The organism is Deltaproteobacteria bacterium, assembly GCA_016210005.1.
Taxonomy (GTDB): Bacteria; Desulfobacterota; Binatia; order HRBIN30; family JACQVA1; genus JACQVA1.
Genome location: JACQVA010000097.1, coordinates 87,777 through 106,768, shown reverse-complemented (window position 1 = coordinate 106,768; position 18,992 = coordinate 87,777). Strand labels below are relative to the sequence as shown.

The 18,992-nt window shown below is 65.0% G+C and carries 15 protein-coding genes, 1 tRNA gene and 1 other RNA gene; 12 read left to right on the top strand and 5 right to left on the bottom strand.

Annotation, left to right across the window (positions count from 1 at the left end):
* Window positions 1-614 precede the first annotated feature (614 nt).
* The 12 genes from HY699_09850 (at window position 615) to HY699_09795 (ending at window position 9,763) form a co-directional block, all read left to right on the top strand.
* Window positions 615-1,514: an LD-carboxypeptidase gene (locus tag HY699_09850; protein MBI4516101.1), complete on the top strand. Its 900-nt coding sequence runs from the start codon at window positions 615-617 to the stop codon at window positions 1,512-1,514.
* A gap of 106 nt (window positions 1,515-1,620) precedes the next feature.
* Window positions 1,621-2,745: a serine hydrolase gene (locus HY699_09845; GenBank protein MBI4516100.1), complete on the top strand. Its 1,125-nt coding sequence runs from the start codon at window positions 1,621-1,623 to the stop codon at window positions 2,743-2,745.
* Window positions 2,742-4,211 (top strand): hypothetical protein, encoded by a 1,470-nt coding sequence (locus tag HY699_09840; GenBank protein ID MBI4516099.1) that lies wholly within the window; start codon window positions 2,742-2,744, stop codon window positions 4,209-4,211. The genes HY699_09845 and HY699_09840 overlap by 4 nt, the downstream gene beginning before the upstream one ends.
* A 32-nt stretch (window positions 4,212-4,243) precedes the next feature.
* Complete coding sequence (locus HY699_09835; GenBank protein MBI4516098.1) at window positions 4,244-4,999, top strand: glycerophosphodiester phosphodiesterase; 756 nt, start codon at window positions 4,244-4,246, stop codon at window positions 4,997-4,999.
* Between the two features lie 125 nt (window positions 5,000-5,124).
* Window positions 5,125-5,622 carry a CvpA family protein gene (locus HY699_09830; GenBank protein MBI4516097.1) on the top strand — a complete coding sequence of 166 codons (498 nt, stop codon included), beginning with the start codon at window positions 5,125-5,127 and terminating at the stop codon, window positions 5,620-5,622.
* A 7-nt stretch (window positions 5,623-5,629) separates the two neighbouring features.
* Window positions 5,630-7,378 carry a DNA primase gene (locus HY699_09825; protein ID MBI4516096.1) on the top strand — a complete coding sequence of 583 codons (1,749 nt, stop codon included), beginning with the start codon at window positions 5,630-5,632 and terminating at the stop codon, window positions 7,376-7,378.
* Complete coding sequence (locus HY699_09820) at window positions 7,378-7,872, top strand: hypothetical protein (protein ID MBI4516095.1); 495 nt, start codon at window positions 7,378-7,380, stop codon at window positions 7,870-7,872. The genes HY699_09825 and HY699_09820 overlap by 1 nt, the downstream gene beginning before the upstream one ends.
* Window positions 7,826-7,900: transfer RNA gene (locus HY699_09815), tRNA-Ile, on the top strand. Before HY699_09820 ends, HY699_09815 begins: the two co-directional genes overlap by 47 nt.
* Complete coding sequence (locus HY699_09810; protein MBI4516094.1) at window positions 7,900-8,670, top strand: hypothetical protein; 771 nt, start codon at window positions 7,900-7,902, stop codon at window positions 8,668-8,670. Before HY699_09815 ends, HY699_09810 begins: the two co-directional genes overlap by 1 nt.
* Window positions 8,671-8,689: 19 nt before the next feature.
* An RNA gene (gene rnpB / locus HY699_09805) (RNase P RNA component class A) lies at window positions 8,690-9,057 on the top strand.
* A 153-nt stretch (window positions 9,058-9,210) separates the two neighbouring features.
* Window positions 9,211-9,441 carry a hypothetical protein gene (locus HY699_09800; GenBank protein MBI4516093.1) on the top strand — a complete coding sequence of 77 codons (231 nt, stop codon included), beginning with the start codon at window positions 9,211-9,213 and terminating at the stop codon, window positions 9,439-9,441.
* Complete coding sequence (locus tag HY699_09795; GenBank protein ID MBI4516092.1) at window positions 9,434-9,763, top strand: zf-TFIIB domain-containing protein; 330 nt, start codon at window positions 9,434-9,436, stop codon at window positions 9,761-9,763. The genes HY699_09800 and HY699_09795 overlap by 8 nt, the downstream gene beginning before the upstream one ends.
* Before the next feature lie 15 nt (window positions 9,764-9,778).
* On the opposite strand, the gene HY699_09790 is transcribed toward HY699_09795, so the two are convergent.
* The 5 genes from HY699_09790 to HY699_09770 all read right to left on the bottom strand — a co-directional run bounded on the left by HY699_09790 (window position 9,779) and on the right by HY699_09770 (window position 18,904).
* On the bottom strand, window positions 9,779-11,740 hold the full coding sequence (locus tag HY699_09790; protein MBI4516091.1) for a hypothetical protein: 1,962 nt from the start codon (window positions 11,738-11,740) through the stop codon (window positions 9,779-9,781).
* A gap of 121 nt (window positions 11,741-11,861) precedes the next feature.
* Window positions 11,862-13,172, bottom strand: coding sequence for a DUF1329 domain-containing protein (locus HY699_09785; GenBank protein MBI4516090.1), 1,311 nt, complete (start codon window positions 13,170-13,172; stop codon window positions 11,862-11,864).
* A gap of 70 nt (window positions 13,173-13,242) precedes the next feature.
* Window positions 13,243-15,855, bottom strand: coding sequence for an MMPL family transporter (locus tag HY699_09780; GenBank protein ID MBI4516089.1), 2,613 nt, complete (start codon window positions 15,853-15,855; stop codon window positions 13,243-13,245).
* Window positions 15,856-15,882: 27 nt separating this feature from the next.
* Window positions 15,883-16,902 (bottom strand): hypothetical protein, encoded by a 1,020-nt coding sequence (locus HY699_09775; protein ID MBI4516088.1) that lies wholly within the window; start codon window positions 16,900-16,902, stop codon window positions 15,883-15,885.
* A gap of 112 nt (window positions 16,903-17,014) precedes the next feature.
* Window positions 17,015-18,904 (bottom strand): hypothetical protein, encoded by a 1,890-nt coding sequence (locus HY699_09770; protein MBI4516087.1) that lies wholly within the window; start codon window positions 18,902-18,904, stop codon window positions 17,015-17,017.
* Between the last annotated feature and the right edge of the window lie 88 nt (window positions 18,905-18,992).

Here is an 18,992-nt window from a genome sequence, read left to right as displayed (position 1 = left end):
TACCTTGCCCGAAAAGCGGCCAAAGGTCAAGCGAGAAATTGCAAAGTCCTTCGCTCTGCCGAAAACTGCCACAAGCTCAGTGGCTTGCGTCGTTACCGAACAACCAGTCCTATTTGCTCAAACGTAAGCGAATGCCATTGCGGGTCCGGGGGCTCCATGTGGGGCCGGCCCCGGGGCTCCATGCGGCGGAGGGCCGGCGGGCGATATCACTTGGCGCTTGCGCCGAGCGCGCCGGCAGGCTTCCACTTGGCCGGAACTAAGGCCGGTGGCGCGCGCGATTTGCAACACGCTCTGCCCCTGGCGCAAGAGCGCCTCAACCGCGCCGCAATCCTGTGCGCGCGCCGGGGCGGTGCTTGCTCCGACCCCCAGCAGCAGCCCGGCCGCGATTGCCAACTTGTGCACCTTCATAAGAGCCTCCATGCCTGCTTGTGCTCGCCCGGTTTCGCCGAGTCAAACCCATGGTGGGCCGGAATGTTGCGCGCAAGCCCGCCGCCAGGCAACGGGTGAGAAAGCTGGAATGATGGTGTATACACCCGCCAGCGACACGGGAGGCAACGACGGATAACCGCGATCTGGCCGAAGGCAGCAAACGCAAGAGCAAGAAGACGCCGGGCATGCTCAAGCCCGCCCCGCTGCGGCGTGGGGACGTCATCGGCGTGGTGGCCCCGGCCGCGGCCGTGGACGCGGCCGCGCTGGCCACTGGCGTACATACACTCGAACAACTGGGCTTTCGCGTGCAGCTCGGCCCGGCCGTATTCCGCCGGGCAGGTTATCTGGCGGGCCACGATCGCGAGCGTCTCGCCGACCTCATCGCCATGTGGGAGAACCCCGAGGTCAAGGCCATTCTGGCCGCGCGCGGCGGCTATGGCTCGGGGCGGTTGCTGGCGCTGCTCGATCCCGCGCTCGCGCGTACCTACCCCAAGATCATCGTCGGCTTCAGCGATCTTACCTTTCTACTCAACGACCTGGTCCAGCGGGCCGAGCTCGTCACCTTTCACGGCCCGATGGCCGTAAGCTTGGCGCAACAGCCCGAGGTCGCCGAACGACTGGCGCGCACCTTGGCCGGTGATCGGCGCGATTGGAACCTCAGTGCCAGCGAGGTCATCCAGCCGGGAACCGCCGAGGGCATCATCATCGGCGGCTGCTTGTCGGTGCTGGTGGCGATGCTGGGCACGCCTTACGACATCGACACCGCCGGGCGGTTGCTGTTGCTAGAAGATCACAACGAGAAGCCGTACCGCATCGATCGCATGCTGACGCAGCTGCGCCAGGCCGGCAAGCTCGAGGCGGTGGCCGGTGTCGTCTTCGGCGAGATGCCGGGCTGCACCGCCAATCCCAACGAAGCGGTCACCGTTCGTGACGTGATTGCCGAGGCTTTCGCCGACGCCGACTACCCGGTTGCCCTCGGCCTTCCGACCGGGCACGGGGCCGGCACCGCCACCGTGCCCCTGGGTGTGCGTGCGCGGCTGGCGGGTGAGCGGCTGACGTTGCTGGAATCTCCGTTGGCGGAATGAGTGACAACCGCCGCGCAGGACGCCGAGAATCGCGCCGGGGCCGAGCGCCGGCCGTCGTTGCGCTTCGGCCCCATTCTGATCAGTGATCACAGGCAACAAGGGTCGCATGAACTTTGACGCGGTCGAGCGCGAGATGGACGCGGCGGTCGGGCGCCAGGTGTTTCCGGGGGCGGTACTGCTGGTGCGCGAGGGCGAGCATGTCTATCAGCGCGCTTTCGGTCATCGCAGCCTGGAGCCCGAAGTCACGCGGATGCAACCGGACACCATCTTCGATCTCTCGTCGCTGACCAAGCCGTTCGCGACCACGATCGCGATGATGCTGCTGGTGGCTGAAGGCAAGCTGCGGCTCGATGACCGGGTTTCGCGCTTCTTTCACAACTTCGGCGTGCACGGGAAGACCCACATTACCTTCCGCCACCTGCTCAACCACAGCTCGGGGCTGCCCGCGTGGCAGCCGTACTACCAGGAGATCATCAACAGCGAGCGTAAGGGCGGGCGCATCAACTTCGCCGGCAGTCCGGGCGCCAAGAGCTACGTCTACCAGGCCATCCATCGCGAGCGGCTCGAAGCGCCGCCGGGGACCCGCGCGCTGTACAGTGACCTCGGCTTCATGCTGCTGGGCGAGGCGATCGAGGAAGTCAGCGGCATGGCCCTCAACCGCTTCTGCCAGCAGCGCATCTATCGCCCGCTCGGCCTGCGCACCATCGGCTTTGTCGATCTCTGGCATCTGCGCGCGCGCAAGCTGGAGCCGATTCCGGGCTTGATTGCCCCCAGCGAGCGTTGTCCGTGGCGCAAGAAGCTGCTCTGCGGCGAAGTGCACGACGACAACGCCTACGCCATGGGCGGCGTCGCCGGTCACGCCGGCCTGTTCGCCGGCGCGCGCGATCTCGACGCCCTGCTGCTGCGCCTGCGCCAGTGCTATGAAGGTAAGAGCGACTGGATTGCGCGGCCGATCGTGCGGCAGTTCTGGACTCGCGACTCTACCGTCAGTGACTCCACCTGGGCGCTGGGTTGGGATACCCCGAGCGCGTATCACTCCAGCGCCGGCAGCCTGTTCAACCGCCACGCGGTCGGCCACCTCGGTTTCACCGGCACCTCGGTGTGGCTCGATCTCGATCGCGACCGGCACATCGTGCTGCTCAGCAACCGGGTTCACCCCAGCCGCAACAACGACGCGATCCGCGAGTTCCGCCCGCTGATCCACGACCTGATCGTGAGGGCATTACCATGACTAGTCCCGACTTGCCGCTCCGCCCCGAGGCGGGCTCGGGTGAGGGCCTGCGCGGCGTTCATCGCATTCATCTCATCGCCATCTGCGGCGTCGCCATGGCCGCACTGGCGGGCATGCTCAAGCAGCGCGGCTACGCGGTCTCGGGCTCTGATGAGAACGTCTACCCGCCGATGAGCACACTGCTCGAACGCTGGGGCATCACTATCCGCAGCGGTTTCTGCGCCGACAACCTCGCCGATCGGCCCGAGGTGGTGATCGTGGGTAACAAGGTGTCGCGCAACAATCCCGAGGTGGAAGCGCTATTAGCCGGCGGCATTCCCTACCTGTCACTGCCGCAGGCGTTGCGGGAGTTCTTTCTGGCGGGCAAGCGCTCGCTAGTGGTAGCCGGCACGCACGGTAAGACCACCTCGACGGCGATGCTGGCGTGGGTGTTGGAGCAGGCCGGGCGTGATCCCAGCATGTTGGTCGGCGGTGAGGCGAAGAACTTCGGCGGCAATTTCAAGCTCGGCGCCGGTCATGAATTCGTGCTCGAAGGCGACGAATACGACACCGCCTTCTTCGACAAAGGGCCGAAGTTCTTGCACTACCAGCCGCAGGCGTTGCTGCTGACGGCGGTCGAGTTCGATCACGCCGATATCTACCGCGACTTGGACCACGTGAAGGCGGCCTTTGGCCAGCTCATCGATATCCTACCCGCCGGTGCGCCGGTGGCGGTGGCGGCGGATTTCCCGCATGCGCTCGCAGTGGTGCAGCGCGAAGGCCTGCGGCCAGAGACCTTCGGCTTGAGCCACGCGGCCGATTGGCGAGCAACCAATCTGCGCGCCGGCAATGGCCGGAGCATCTTCGAGATCAGTCACCACGGCCGGGGCGAGACCAGCGTTGCCACCGGCTTGCCCGGCGCCATCAACGCGCGCAACGCACTCGGGGTCTACGTGCTCGCCCGCCAACTTGGGCTGCGCCCGGCAGAAATTGTGGCCGGGCTGAACACCTTCGCCGGCGTCGCCCGCCGCCAAGAGCTGGTGGGCGAATTCGGCGGCGTGACCGTGATTGACGACTTCGCCCATCACCCCACCGCGGTCGCCGGGGCGGTGGCAGCGATGCGCCAATTCTACCCCGGCCGGCGCCTGTGGGCCGTGTTCGAGCCGCGCTCGAATACCAGCCGGCGCAAAGTCTTTCAGCAAGACTACATCGAGGCCTTCGCCGCTGCCGACCGCGTGATCATCGGCGGCGTGTTCCAAAAGCAGAGCGACGAGGTTGCATCCGAGCAGCTGTTCTCGCCCGCACAACTGGCTCACGACCTCAACGCTCGCGGCATCGAAGCCCGCGCTTTTCCGGAGGTCGACACCATCACCGTCGCCCTCAGCCGCAACACGCGGCCGGGCGACGTGATCCTGCTGATGTCCAACGGTAGCTTCGGCGGCTTGCGCGAAAAGCTGGCGGCGGCCCTGGCGGGTAGCCTGGCTTGACCGCTTGCCGGCACGGCAGTAACAAGATCGGCGTGTCGGCGGCCGATTTCTTCGTCATCGGACATCGCGGTGCGGCGGGCCTTGCGCCAGAGCATACCCGGCCCTCGTTCCTGCGCGCTCTCGCTGCCGGCGTCGACATGATCGAACTCGACGTGCAACTCACAGCCGATGGCCACCTGGCGGTGCTCCACGATCGCGAGCTCGGGCGCACGGCCGACGCGACCGGGCTAGTGCGCGAGCGTACGCTGGCGGAGTTGCGACAGCTCGAAACCGGCGGCTGGTTCGCCGACGAGTTCCGAGGTGAGCCGGTGCTGACACTCGGCGAAGTGTTCGAGCTGCTCGCCGGGCGGGCGCCGCTCAACGTGGAGATCAAGAGCCCAGAGCCGGATTGGGAGGAGACCGCGCAAGTGCTTGCCGGTGTACTGAGCCGGGCCGGGCAATTGGCGGCGACGGTGGTGTCGAGCTTCGAGATGGGCGCGCTGGCCGCGCTGCGGCGCGTGCTGCCGGAGGTGCAGCTCGGGGTCTTGTGGCAACAGCTGGAGCTCGAGCCGGCATGGGACTGGGCCGCGCGCCTGCGAGCAACGTCGTTTCATCCCTTCAGCGCGTTGGCCGATGACGACGTAGTGCGCGCCGCCCACGGGCGTGGCCTGCGGGTGTATACGTGGACGGTGAATGATGAGGACGAGATGAGGCGCGTGGCGGGCGCAGGTGCCGACGGCATCATCAGCGACTTCCCCGACCGCGTGCAGCGTGTGCGCACGGCGCTGGACGGCTCGCCGGAGCGCTGACGAGCGGCGCCGACTATGCTTGACAGCGAGGGAAAAGCCACTAAAGTGCGACGCCTGAGAGCAGTGACCGCAAACGACTCCACGGGTTTCTGGGGGCGCGGCTGTCGGAGTCGGGGCAGCACGAGATGAACAGCGTTGATTTGGTTCTCGCAATTGTGCTGGCGGGGTTCGGCCTGCGCGGCTTGTGGCGCGGCTTCTTGCGCGAGAGCTTCGGACTGCTGGCGCTATTCGGTGCGCTGGCGGTAGCCTTCAGGTTTGCCGCGGTTGCGGCGGCGGCGATCGAGCCGTACTCGACCTTGCCGTTGTTACGCGAGGGCGTTGGATTCGTCGGCGTCTTCGTTGCCACGCACGCGCTGGTGACCCTGACCGGGGTGGTGCTCGATCGCCTGGCCGGCCCGGCTTTTGGCGGGTTGCGCGCGGTTGCCGGGGCCGCCGTCGGCATCGGCAAAGGCGGCGCACTAGCGGCCTTCGTTCTGCTCTTCCTGCACTTATTTCCACTGTTGCCACAGCTCGAGGGCCGCCTGCTGGCGTCGCGTCTGGCGCCGCCGCTGATCGTTGCCGCCGGGCAGGTGATCCGTTTCGGGCTCACACTCAGCCCCGATACCACGGCCAGCCACACGTGAGTTGAACATGGCTGGAAAAATCCCCGACGAGACCATCCAGGCCATTCGCGACCGGATCAGCATCGTCGAGGTCATCTCCAGCTACGTGGCCTTGAAAAAGGCCGGCCGCAATCATCTCGGGCTGTGCCCGTTTCATAACGAGAAGACGCCGTCGTTCACGGTCAGCGAAGAGCGCGGCCTGTTCCACTGTTTCGGCTGTGGTGCGGGCGGCACGGTGTTCACCTTCGTGATGAAGATGGAGCGGCAGGACTTTCCGGAGGCTGTCGCCAGCTTGGCACGACGGGCCGGCATCGCCCTGCCCGAGCGCGGCAGCGACGCAGCGGGAGCGCAGCACCGCGAGCAGCTGGTGCGGGTGAACACCTTTGCCGCCGCCTTCTTCCGCCGCGCGCTGTCGCAGCCGGAAGGGGCACAGGCGCGGCGCTACCTCAACGAACGCGGCGTGTCGCCGGAGATGGCCGAGCGCTTCGGTCTGGGCTTCGCTCCCGCCACAGGTACGGCGCTAGCGCGGGCTCTGGCAAGCAAGCGCGTGCCCGAGGCCTGGGCGATCGAGGTGGGATTGTTGGCGCGTTCGGCTGAGGGGCGAGTGTATGATCGCTTCCGCGGCCGCCTCATGTTTCCGATCCGGCACAGCGACGGGCGCGTGATCGGCTTCGGCGGGCGCGTTCTAGCCGGCGAGGGACCGAAGTACCTCAACTCGCCCGAGTCCCCGCTGTTCCGAAAGGGTGAAGGCCTGTACGGATTGTTCGAGGCCAAGTCGGCGATCCGCGACGCCGACAAAGTGGTGCTAGTCGAAGGCTACCTCGATGCCTTGGCACTGGTCCAAGCCGGCATCGGCTACGCGGTGGCCACGCTGGGCACGGCACTGACGGTGGCGCAACTGCGGCTGGTGCGCCGCTTCAGCGGCAACGTCATCGCGTTCTTCGATGGCGATGCCGCCGGACAAAAGGCCGCCGCGCGCGCCTTCGCGCTCTGTGCCGAAGCCGGCGTCTGGGCGCACGGGGCCTTTCTACCGCAGGGCTTCGATCCCGATTCATTCGTCCGCCAGCGCGGACTTGAAGCCACACAGCAGCTGTTGCAGGCAGCGATTCCACTGGCGGACTTCTTTCTCGCGCACGTCGATCCGGGAGTGCAGGCGCCGGTGCCGCAACGCGCACGAGTGGCGGCCGAAGTGGCTCGGGTGCTGGCGCTGGTGAAGGACCAATTCCAGTACGATCTGCTGGTGCGGCAAGCGGCCGAACGGCTGGGAGTAAGCGAGCAGACGTTGCGCCAACCGCTCGTGACCGCCACGCGCCACGCCGAACCGCCAACTCAGCCAGGACCGGGGGCACTCAGTGGCCCGGCAGAGGAAACTACTCTGGTCGAGGTGATGGCGGTCGATACCGAGGTGGCAGCTTGGGCCGAGGGAAGTGGCCTGCTGGCCAAGTTCAGCAACTTGGAATTGGCGGCGGCGGCGCGAGCAATTGCCGCGGCCTGGGCCGAGGGACAGCAACCGTCTGCGGTGCTCGATGCCTTGCCGGCGGGTGTGGCCGCGCGCGTGAGCGCCGCCTTGCTGGGCCAGGGACCGGTGGCCGGCAGCGATCGCAGGAAGATCGCCGAGGACTGCGCCGCCAAGATCGCCTGGCGCAAGCGCCGCGAGATGAAAGCGGCGGTGACCACCGAGATTCGGCAAGCCGAGAGCCAAGGCGACTTCATTCGCTCGCGCGAACAACTGGAACGTCGCAACCTGTTATTGCGTCAGGAAGGGAGCGAACGGTAATGGCAGGAGAGTCTCCGCTGAAAGTGCGCGCAATCGTCTCGCGAGCCTTGCCGCGGGAACTGACCCTGCGCCTGGTACCTGGTCGCGGTACCCCAGCGCCGGCTAAGGGGGTGGAGGTCGCGCTGTCGCTAGGCGCCGCGTCAGCCCAGCGACTGCGTCTGGTGAGGTGGCAGCCGGCCGGCCTCGCGCTCGGTGGGCTGTGGCCTGCTGAGCCGGACCAACTGGCGCAGGAGCTGCTGACCACGCTCGACACGCGCGAGCAACAAGTGCTGCGGCTGCGCTTCGGCATCGGCGAGCCACGCGAGCATAGCTTATCCGAGGTCGGGCGGCGATTGGCGGTTACGGGCGAGCGGATTCGACAGATCGAAGCAAACGCGCTACGGAAGCTGCGACACCCCAACCACCGGCAGCACGAAAGCGGCCCGGCAGTTGGAGACCGTGATGGACGGGCCCATAGCTCAGGCTGGTCAGAGCCGCCGGCTCATAACCGGTAGGTCCCAGGTTCGAATCCTGGTGGGCCCATGACCACGCAGAAGGAGGCAACTACGTCGTTGGAGGCACAAAGCGAATCGGAGTTAGAGCGGCTGGCGAGTTTGCTGGAACTCGACCGGCAGCTGCAGGAGAAGCGCGAAGTGGTCGCGGCGCTGGAGCGCGAGGCCGCGGAAATGGAGATCGAGATCACCAACCAGCAGCAAGCAGTCGGAGCAGCGCGGGCGGAACGCGAGGCGCGCGATCAGCAACGGCGCGAACTCGAAGCCCGCTTCGAAGAAGAAGGCGCCAAGATGAAGGATCGGCGCATGCGGCTCAACCGCGTGCGCAACGAGAAGGAACTATCGGCCCTGCGCCGCGAAATCGAGGTCGGCAAGGAGGCCAACCAACTACTCGAAGCCGAGGTCATGAGCGCCCTCCAGGCGGTGGACACCATCGAGGCCACGCTGGCAGAGCACGAGCAGGCGCTGGCCGCGCTGGAGCAGAAGTTCGCCGCGCAGATTGCGGCGCACCGGCAACGCATAGCCGCGCTGGCAGCGGAGGTGGCTGCCGAACGCGGCGCACGCGACCAAGTGGCCGGGTCGCTCAGCAAGACGTTGCGCGCCAAGTACGAGCAGATCTTCGCCCGCCGCGGCGCCACCGCGGTGGTCGAAGTCCGCAACGGCACCTGCATGGGCTGCCATATGCATGTGCCGCCGCAGTTCTTCAACGAGATGAAGAAATACCGCGACGTGCGTTCCTGCCCCAATTGCCACCGTATCCTGGTTTGGCGGCCCGACTCGTCGACAAGCTCGGGCAAATGAGCCAAGCTGGCAACCGACCGGAGGAGGTCAAGCAGTCGCACACCCCGACTCGATCGGGGCGCGAGGAAAGTCCGGACTCCGCAGGGCAGGGTGGCCGTTAACGGCGGCCCCGAGCGATCGGGGGAAAGTGCCACAGAAAAGAGACGGCCCCGCGGTCGTAACCGCGGGGAGTCGGTGAAACGGTGAGCGTTGCTCACCAGCGGTGGCGGTGACGCCGCCGCTCGGCAAACCCCACCCGGAGCAAGACGAACAGGAGGGCAGCGTGGCCCGCGCGGACCCTCGGGTACGTTGCTTGAGCCGGCCGGAAACGACCGGCCCAGAGGAATGACTGCTGCCTGCCCGAGTTGCGGGCAGGAACAGAATCCGGCTTATCGACCTCCTCCGGTCACTGCCTGCCGGACGCCGGCCGGCAGGCTCACGTTGACAATCTGCGCATGCGTCACTACGCTCGCCGGCAATGCGCGGCTGTGGGTTTGGGATGAAAGAGCGCGTGCTGCGGCGGCTGGCGCGCCAGGGGCCAGGCGATGGACGGGAGTCCTGATGCGGCAAGCGGCCGTGCGCGTCGCACGAATAGGAGCCGGCGTGTTCTTGCTGGGCCTGGGCGTGGCGGGTCTAGTGCTGCCGGTCCTCCAGGGCATCCTGTTTCTCGTTATCGGCTTGACGTTGTTGAGTAGCGAGAGCGTGTACGCCCGGCGCTGCCTGGAGTGGCTGCGCTCGCATTGGCCGCACCGCCGGCTTAGCGCTAACCGTGGAGGTCAGAGCAATGGATGAGAAAGACCGTTTGGGAGACAAGCTGCGTGACGTCGAGCGCGGGCGCGAGGACCAGTACTTCGCCCAGCGCGACCGCGAGCTGCTCGATAAGATCAAGCAGGCCCAGGCCGGTCAGGCCGAAGACACGCTCAAGCAAGCCGCCCTGATGCGCTGCCCGAAGTGCGGCGAGCGCCTGGCAGAGCGGAGATTGCACGATGTGGTCGTGGATGAGTGCCGCGCCTGCCAGGGAATCTGGCTCGATCATGGCGAATTGATCCGCGTGGCCAGGCTGGAGAGCGAAGGCTGGATCGCCCGCTGGCTGCGCAGCCTGACCGAGGGCTGAGGTCGGCCGGAAGTATCAGTAGCGAATGATCAGTTGCGCCGGCGGGCCGAGGTTCTTCCCCTGGTCGCGCAAACGCACTGTCACCAGCGTCTCTCCGCTCGGAAAGGCGAAGCGGTTGGCAATCTGGCCGCAGAACTGGATCGTCGAGTTGTTCTTGTCGACGAAGTGATAGGTGCCGTCGATAAAGACGGTGCAGGCGTCTGCCTGGCTGCGGCCCCCGGGGGTACCCGCACCGTTCAAGAACCGACAGCCCAGATCGTTGAGCGCATCCGAGATCGGTTGGGTTAGCTCGAAGCTCGGCGGGTCCACCGCCGGTATTCCCCCAAGGGTCGGCAGCGAGTTGTCGCAGACCGCGGCACTGCCGTTGCCCAATGGGCGATTCACCTGAATTTGCAAGTCAGGTCTGACCGTCGGGTCGGTCGGATCGTAGTTGAAGCTGCTACCGCCGACTCTCTGGCGGCTGCTGCCGGGGCGGCCTTCGACCACCAGAACGAAGGAATACCCGAAGGCGCGCTGGTAGATCGGGATGCCTTCCGGGGTGGTCGCGGTTGGAGTGGCCAGCGCGTAATCGGCATTGGCCAGGCCGAAGAAGCTCACCACCGGACCGGCGTCCTCACTCGGCGACGGTGTGCTGGTGGGAATGCGCGTGGGGGTCCGGGTAACCGAGCGCGTCGGTGTCGGCTGCGGCGTGGGGCTGCGGCTGGGGGTGATCGTCGGCGGGCGCGTGGCGGTGCGGGTTGCAGTTGCGCTGGCGCTGGGTGCGAGTGTTGGCGTGGCACTTCGAGTTGCGCTCGGCAAGGGCGTGGTTCGGCTCGGGCTCGCTGTGGGTGTGGACGTAAACGGAGCGGTGGCGCTGCGAATTGGGGAAGCGGTAACGGTACGAGTGGGTGTGCTGGTGCTCGGGGGCGTGCCGCCGGTAGCGGACGGCGTTGCGGTGCGTGTCTTGGTCGCCGTTGGCGGCGCAGTGAGTACAGCGGTTGCGGTCGCGGTCCACGTGCTGGTGGCGAAGCCGGTGGGCGTAGCCGTTGCCGTCAAGGTGCGGCTGGGCGGCGGCGTTGCCGTCGCGGTATGAGGCCGGGTGGCAGTGCGCGTGTTCGTGGGAACGGTTGTGGCCGTTGGCGTCGGCGTGCGCGTATTGGTTGGCGGCGGCGTCGCCCCGACCAGCACCACCAGGTGCTGCACCGGGCCGGCGTTGCCGTCCACGTCACGGAGCTGGACGCTGAGTTGGGTTTGCCCGGGTGGAAATTGCCGCAGGGCTTCGACTTGCAGGCAGAACTGCACTTGCGTGGCGGCTCCGACCCAGTCCGCATTGCCGAACGGCCCCAACGTACACGCAGTGGTGCGGGTGGTGGTGGCCTGAAAGCCACAGGCGAAAGCGCGCAGCGCAGCGTCAATCAGCGGGCCGGGGCCGAAGTCCGGCGGGCTGATGCCAGGCACCGTTCCGGGGCAGCGATCATAGCCACCGTTGCCCAGCCCCTGGTCGCTTTCGAGTTGGAGGTCGGGACGCCCGGTGATCGGTTCAACTATCCGCCCGACCATCTTGCCGCTCGATCCCGGCGCACCCTCGATGACCAGCTTGAAGCCGACCCCAACCGGTCGCCAGAAGATCGGCACCCCATCATCGGTGATGGCAATGGGTAGGGCCGCTTCACCCGCCGAGCTAGCGAGGCCAAAGAAAGTGACGACCGGGCCGCTCGCTATCGGCGTCGGTGTGGCCGGATGGCTGAGCAGCTGCAGCAGCGCGGCGACATCGGCGGCCCCGACGCTGCCGTCGCCGTTTATGTCGGCATCCGGGCAGTCGTAGGTTCCAAAACTGCTTTCAATCAAGGCATCGAGATCAGCCGGATCGAGATAGCCGTTACAGTCGGCATCGCCGGACACGCCGGCACCCGCGACGCTCGCCAGCAGCGTCAAGGCGAAGGCCGCAAGCCGCAGCCACGAGAGCAAAGGAAGAGGCGAGCCGAGAAGATATTTCACCGCACCACCAAGCACGCGCGGCACCCTACAGAGTCCGGCCGCGTGCGTCTAGTGGCAGCGGATGTGGTCTGAAGTCCGGGCTGGATCTAAGCTCCAGCCCGGACTTCGGACCAGCGTGAGATCAGTCGGACATGTGGGTGAGGTGGTGCAGGGTGAAGTAGTCGTCGTCGTACTTGGTCTCGATGAACTGCGAGCTGTAGCGGCCGCCGAGGGCGGCGCGGTTGGTCTTGTCGTTGACGCCAACGACCATGTTGGGGGTAACGGAGGTGAGCGTGCCGTCGTCGTTCTTGGACCAGTGGTAGGCACACATGGCGTTGTAGAAGTACTCGCCCGCCCGGTTGTGGACCAGCTTCCAGTAGATGCGGTACATTTCCTTGTCCATGTACATGATGACTTTGCCGAAGTTGTAGTAGGGGTCTTCCGACTGCCCCTCGACGATCCACACCGGCCGCGGCACCATGCTCAGGTTCTCGACGATCAGCCAGGGCACGCCCTTACTGCCGGGGGTTTCGTAGCCGGCCTTGAAATAGGGGATTTGGACCTCGGAGCGGCTTTCGGTGATCTTCTTCTGCGGGAAAGGATCGGGGCTGAGCACTGGGGCCAGGATGTTGCCCTCGCCCACCAGTTTCCACTTGTAATACTCGATCTTGCCGGCGTAGCAGTTCACATCGTCGCCGAAAATGTCCAGCCCGGCGACGGGATCGGATCGGGTGGCGGCGTTGACGCGGCGCACGCGCCGGGTCGAGGGCACGTAGTACCAGGATTGATCCTGGCTGTTCCAGTCATTGTTGCGCTTGGTCAAGCCGCCGACCCCGTCGACGTCCTGCGGTTCGAGCACGTTCGACATGCTGGTGCTGCGCAAGTTCTCTGGGTTGGGGATGGGGCCGGCCGAGCGGCCGAGGAAGGCATTGAGGTGCAGCCAAAGCTTGATGCGCTTGAACTCGCCGCTGCCATCGATGCCGTTCAAGGTAAAGGTAGCGCCCTGGCCGTTGCCCATGGCGTTGGCGGCGTCGAAGTTCCACGCCATCTTGCAGCCCGCCTGCGGGTCGCTCTTGTCGATCTTGGGGAAGGGATAGCCGAAATAGAAGTCGGGCATCTTGCCGGTCTTCACATCTTTGAGCCCGCAAGTGGCGGTATCGATGTCGTACTTACCGTCGTTGGCCTCGCTGGCGTCCCAGAACTTCTTCGAGTAGTTCTGCCGGAATTTGTCGGGGTCGACGGGGACGACCTTGTACCAGTATTCGCCCTTCTTGATGCGCTCGAGCACCACAGGAGGTACCAGGTCTTTGGCCTCCTGCCAGTTGTTGCTGTCCAAGATCCAGGTCTTGCCCTGGTCTTCGGCCGCCACCGGTAGAGCGCTCAACGCGGTGACGCCGAGTGCCGCCGCCAGCGCGGTGGCGCCTGCGAGTCTCCGAAGTTTCTGCCCGATCATGCTGTAGCCTCCTTTATAAGTGCGTGCGCCGAGTCATCTCGTGGGCACGGGTCTTCTCAGTCAATTGCCTTCAGCTCGCCAGCGCGGTCTGGGTCGGTGATGCGGCGCTGCCGACTGGCTTACGATCCAACAGGAAACGCGGGCGCAGCACCTTGATCAATGCCGGCACCACCACCAGCCCGCCGAAGGTGTTGAAGCCCATCAGCAGCGCCAGCAGCATGCCCATCTCGGCCTGGAACTTCAGGTCCGCGAACCAGAAGAAGCCGGTGCCGGCGAGCATGGTCGAGGCGGTGAAGATGATCGCCTTGCCGGTGGTGGCGGTGGCGTAGTCGATGGCCTCGTCGAGCTTGCCGATCTCGTCGAAGGTGTCGATCATGCGGCTGAAGTGGTAGATGCCGTAATCCACCCCGACCCCGGCGCCCGCCGCCGCGATCGGCAGCGAGTTCACGTTCAAGTCGATATTCCACAGCACCATCAGCGCCTCGGCCACCAACTGCGAGAGAATCACCGGGATCATCAAGATGGCCGAGCAGTACCAGGAGCCGTAGGTGAGGTACAGGCAGAAGTAGACGATGCAGAAGATGAGGATTAGGTTGGTCCAGTACGAGTTCTCCACCGCTTCGTTGACGGCGGCCAAGATGCCGAACAGGCCGCCGGCGAACTTGAACTCGACGTCGTCACTGTGGAGCTGTTCGGCGAAGCGCTTGCCCATGGCGATCGAGTTCATCACCACGTCGTGCGAATAACCGCGGAATAGCGTGAGCACGGTGCCGTAGCGGCCGGTGGGGTCCATGAAGCGATCGAGGTCGCCGGCGGCGGCGCTGTTGGTGAACACGTAGAAGAGCTGGCCGATCTCCTTGGGCTTCTCGGGCACGAGGCTCCACTTCGGGTCACCGTCGCGGTACAGCCGGGTCAGTTGCTTGACGATGTCGATCACGGTGACCGAGCCGCTGGCGCCTTCCGCGCCGCGCATGTGGTCGGCGAATTCCTCCATCGTGATCAGCGGGGCGATGTTCTTCATGCCGTCAGGCTTCTTGGTGTCCGCGATCACGATCAGCTGGCTGGCGCCGAGGAACTTATGGTTCAGCTTGTGAAAGGCAACGTTGTAGGGATGGTCGGGAAAAAGCAGCGCCGCGCCCGGCGTCATGTCGCCGACCTTCAGGGTCCAGCCCCAGATCGGAGCGACGAAGAATAGGGCTAAGGTGATGGTCACCACGATCCAGCGGCGGTAGCCCTCGCTGCCGATGATGACCCAGCGGGTGACGGTGGGATAGATTTCTTCCGCGTAAGCCAGCCAGTACCAGGCCAGCAGCGGAGTGGTCACAAGGAACGCAGTCCAGCCGCCGAGAACCTCGGCGCGATGGAGCCCGTAGGCGGCGGCCAGCCCGACCACGACGATGACGGTGGCCAGTCCCAGCCCAGGGCCGCGCTGGCGTTGCGCCTGGGGCGTCAGCTGCGGCGGCGGGTTGATGTACGAGAGGATGATCGGGTGCAGCGTCACCACGCTGATGAAGATCGACACCACCCAGAAGCTGGCGAAGATGGCGACCTTCTGAATCAGCGGAATCGGCGCCACCGCCACGATCAGCAGCCCGATGCCGTCGGTGACGATCGAAGCGATCGCCGGCGCAAACAGGTGCGAGTACGAGACCACGATCGCTTGCTCCTTATCGTGCAGGCGGTGGTACTCTTCATGGTAGCGGTCCATCGACTGCACCGAGTGGCTGAGCGCCCGGGCGGTCAGGAAGATCGGCACCACCAGCACCAGCGGATCGAGGTTGAAGCCGAGAAACGCCGCTAACCCCAAGCCCCACACACTGGAAAGCAACCCGGAAAAGATTGGTACCCAGATGCCGGTCCAAGTGCGGAAGTACGAGTACAGCAAGAACGAGAGGGCGATGGTTGTGGCAACAAACACCAGGATCAACTGGTTCGTGTACTGCAGCACCGAAGTGTACAGCCAGGGGAAGCCGGTGATGTAGATGGTGTGGTTGGCGTCCTCCTGCTCGGCCTTCAGGTCCTGCATGCGCTTATAGAGTTCGCGGAAGTCGAGGGCTTCCTCCCAAAAGCCGGCGTGGACCACCAGGGCGGTATCGTCCAGCGAGGCAAATATGCCGCGGATGCCCTTGTTCTGGTAGACGGCGAACTTGACGCGGTCGGCATCGGCCTGGGTTTGCGGAATGCTGGGGTAGAATACCGGCCGAATCTCGACCCCGCCTTCACGGGCGGTGACGCTGGTGATGCGCGGATGGGCGATCGAGAGGATCTGATACGGCACCACGCCCTTGCTGTTGATGACGTACTTGGTGATGGCATCGAGCTTCTGCAAGGTGGCAGGGTTGTAGACGTCGCCCTGCTTGACCTCGAGGATGACACTGAGGATGTTGGCGCTGCCGAACATACGGCGGAAGTCGCGGTAAATCTGGATGTAGGGGTTGGGCCCGGGATTGATCACCGACTTGGCCAGGCACGAGACGGCATTGCCGCCCTCGCCGCGGCATTCGTGCCAAGCGTCGGCGAAGGTGCGGTACTTCGGGTAGAAATCGAAGAAGTCGGTGTGCAGCCGCATCAGGCGCAACTGGAACGCGAAGAACAGTGTGATCAACGCGACGACTATGGTAACCGAGCCGCGGTACTTGAGCAGAAAGCGCAAGTAGCCTTCGATCCAGCGTTGCGGAATCATAGAAATCCTCCGTCTCGACCGTGGCCCCTAGAGTTTGCGGAGGGGCGTGAACGTATCGCGGTCGGTCGCCAGCATCAGGCCTTCTGCGCCCACAATAACTCCGCGGCCATCGGGGATGAGACTCAGGCCGCGAAACCAACTGCCAGCCAGCTGAATCGGCACGTCAACCAGCTTCCAGGTGTTCCCGCCATCCTTGGTGGCGAGCAAGTATCCGCTGTCGCCGATGGCCCAACCATATTGGCCGCGGATGCCGACGGTGTACAGCGACAAGGTGAAGCCGGGCCGGGCCGGCACCGGCACCTTCTCCCAGGTTTGCCCGCCGTCCTGCGTGCGCAGCATGGTGGCGGACAAGCCGACGCACCAGCCGTGCTCGGCGTCCGTGAAAGTGAGTCCGAACAGCGTGCTTTGCACCGGGCTGTTCTGGGCTACCCAGCTCTGACCCCCATCCGTGCTGGCGAGAATGACGCCGAATTCGCCGGCGATATAGGCCCGATCCGGGGTCGCGAAATTTATATCGTAGAGCAAGATGTCGCCGGGGACGACCGTCTCCGCTATTTCCTCGGGCAGCGGTACCTGTTCGGGCACGGGCACTTTCTGCCAGTTGGCGCCGCCGTCCTGCGTGCGCAAGATGGTGCCGGCATCGCCTACGGCAATGCCCACTTCTTTCGAGGAGAAGGCGAGTGAGGTCAGATTGCGGTCGGTGCCGCTCTTCTGCTGCTGCCAGGTACGGCCGCCGTCGTTGGAGCGGAAGATGATGCCGGACTTGCCGGCAAGGATGAGGGTCTTGTCGGGAAAGCAGGCGATGCTCAGGAAGGCACGCTTGGTGCCGGTGTCGAGGCGCTCGAAGCTCTTGCCCCCATCAGTCGTATAAAGGACCCGGCCCAGGTCGCCGATGACCCAGCCTTCCTTTTCGGAGATGAAACAGGCGCCGAAGAGGTTGGGCCTGATGTCGGCAGGGTCGAGTTTTTCTCCGGCCCGGGCCGGAGCCAGGCACAGTGCCCAGGCCAGCACGCTGCTGCACGCGGTCGCAATGACAAGACGCTTCACTATGTTGTCCTCCCGTGTGTAATACTAATACTTGGCGAGCCGCCCCCCTGCCGCGGTCATCTACCGCGTCATCGCCAATGGCCTCAGCCAGAATGCCTTTGCGCGGTCCTCCTCAGATCGAGTACTCGACCTGGAACATGACGTTGTCCCGGTCACGCAATAAGCCGACGCCGCTGGCCCCCTTGAGCCCGCTTGCTTCCAAAATCGTCACGTTGGTCGTGAACCGCCACGGGTCGCGCGAGAAGGTAATCGTCGGCTGGTACACGAAAGCCCCGCCCCAGTCATAGAAGAAGGTGAAGCCAGGGCTGACGGTGCCGCTGCGGTAGCTGGTGCCGATGAAAAGCGTGTGCAGGAACTGGTCGGTCGGCTGCATCACGAAGTTCGGCTCCACCACCCGGAAGCCGGCGGCCGTGACGTTCTCCTTCGGCACCGGCAGCACTTCGCCGTCAACGATGATCTTGTTGGCCCGGGCTGACGGCGAAAACGGAGTGCCCCGCTTGTGCGCGTGCAACAGGTGCTTGTAAAAGAACTGGGTGCTGAAGAAGAAGGTCTGGTAGGGGTTCAGGAACCGCACGTACTGGTTCACGTCAAAGCCGATGACATAGTTAACCGATTCGCCCGTATTGCGGCCGCCGGTGACGACAATCCGCTTTCCGCTACCGACCTCGTCGTTCGGGAACTCGATTTCCCCAGCCACTTGGCGCAGGTTGGCGTCGTAGCGGTAAATGAACGGATCGATCTTCGACTGGCGCCAGCGCGGCTCGTCGCGAAAGTAGGCGAACTCGCTGCGGAGGATGGGCTCGCCCCCAAGACCGATCAACCGCGCAAATTCCACGGGAATGGGGAAAGTCGTCGTGGCGCCTGTCACCTGGACTTTTGGGGCCGACTGGATAGCGTGGGCCGAGAAGCCATCGGGGAAGAAGCCCAGTGGGAAGGTCCCGAGAACCGGGCTGCAGTCCTTGTCGATACATACCACCTGGGAAGCCAGAGTGGGGTTATCGAAGTAGGTGTAATAGTGCGCCAGGCTAAAGGTGGCATCGAGCATGTTCCAGTACAGCCGCCCGCCGCCGCGCATGTCGCTGATCGTGCGCGTCGGTCTCATGACGTACATGCGGGTGGTCGCGCCCGGTGCCCCGAGGTTGGGCAGCGCCCACGGCGAGCCGTTTGGTGTTCCCGGGTAGAACCCGACCTTGTTGTCGATCGCGGCATACGCGTGCAGTGCAACCTCCGTCAGCGGCCCGAACTCGCCGAGACGGTACTCCAGCCGCAGCATGTCCAGAGGCACCCGCCGCTCGTCCAGCGAGACCATGAACCCGCCGAAGCTGCTGTCCACAGGGTTGATCTGGTCGAGCAATCTAAAGCCGTCGGTTTCGCCCCAGGCCCAGATTTGCCGGCCGAGCCGGAAGAACAGATCGCCAACTGATCCCTCAATATAAGCCTGGAACAACCGCTCGCGGTCGGTTCCGAGCTTTCTGGTCTTGTGCCTGGTACCCGAAACGTCGACCGGCAAGTGGCTCACCGGGTTGGGGTTGAGGTGGGGGACCGGGTCGTTGCCAGGATCCTCGGGCGTCGTGTACTCGGCCGAGGTGCTGTATTCGCTCGGGCCCCAGTCATAGAGACCCTCGCCTTCGCCGCGGAAGGTCAAGTGGTACTTGAGCCCCCGCACTTTGAAAGGGAGATGGTGGAGCAGTTCCAGCGGGCCGACCCCTTCCTTGGCCAGCCGGCTAAGATCGTGATCGAGCTCAGCTTCGATGAAGAAACGGTTCTGGCGCAAATGACCGGAAGGGGAGTAGGGAAAAGTCTGGCTCTCGCGGTCGCCCGTGCCGACCCCGTAGCGATCCGTATTCTCAGTCCCAACCCGCGCGTTGACGTACGTGCGCACGCCCAGCCTAATATCGCCGTCCTTGTCGAGCGGCACAGCTTGCACCGGCATCCCCATGGCGATAAGGCTCAGGCCCACGACGGACACAAACCCACACATCGCCAGCTTGCGCTGCATCATAGAATCCCTCCTCTGCTCACATTCCGCGACAGCCGCTATTGTCCCTGCTGGGCAGAACTTCGCCCGCGGTTCCTCTATGCGAGCGGCT

Bases quoted from the DNA above. Each gene is read 5' to 3' on its own strand.
- HY699_09785 (MBI4516090.1), bottom strand. From the start codon at position 13,172: ATGATCGGGCAGAAACTTCGGAGACTCGCAGGCGCCACCGCGCTGGCG.
- HY699_09845 (MBI4516100.1), top strand. From the start codon at position 1,621: ATGAACTTTGACGCGGTCGAGCGCGAGATGGACGCGGCGGTCGGGCGC.
- HY699_09795 (MBI4516092.1), top strand. From the start codon at position 9,434: ATGGATGAGAAAGACCGTTTGGGAGACAAGCTGCGTGACGTCGAGCGC.
- HY699_09820 (MBI4516095.1), top strand. From the start codon at position 7,378: ATGGCAGGAGAGTCTCCGCTGAAAGTGCGCGCAATCGTCTCGCGAGCC.
- HY699_09770 (MBI4516087.1), bottom strand. From the start codon at position 18,904: ATGATGCAGCGCAAGCTGGCGATGTGTGGGTTTGTGTCCGTCGTGGGC.
- HY699_09780 (MBI4516089.1), bottom strand. From the start codon at position 15,855: ATGATTCCGCAACGCTGGATCGAAGGCTACTTGCGCTTTCTGCTCAAG.
- HY699_09800 (MBI4516093.1), top strand. From the start codon at position 9,211: ATGCGGCAAGCGGCCGTGCGCGTCGCACGAATAGGAGCCGGCGTGTTC.
- HY699_09840 (MBI4516099.1), top strand. From the start codon at position 2,742: ATGACTAGTCCCGACTTGCCGCTCCGCCCCGAGGCGGGCTCGGGTGAG.
- HY699_09830 (MBI4516097.1), top strand. From the start codon at position 5,125: ATGAACAGCGTTGATTTGGTTCTCGCAATTGTGCTGGCGGGGTTCGGC.
- HY699_09810 (MBI4516094.1), top strand. From the start codon at position 7,900: ATGACCACGCAGAAGGAGGCAACTACGTCGTTGGAGGCACAAAGCGAA.
- HY699_09850 (MBI4516101.1), top strand. From the start codon at position 615: ATGCTCAAGCCCGCCCCGCTGCGGCGTGGGGACGTCATCGGCGTGGTG.
- HY699_09825 (MBI4516096.1), top strand. From the start codon at position 5,630: ATGGCTGGAAAAATCCCCGACGAGACCATCCAGGCCATTCGCGACCGG.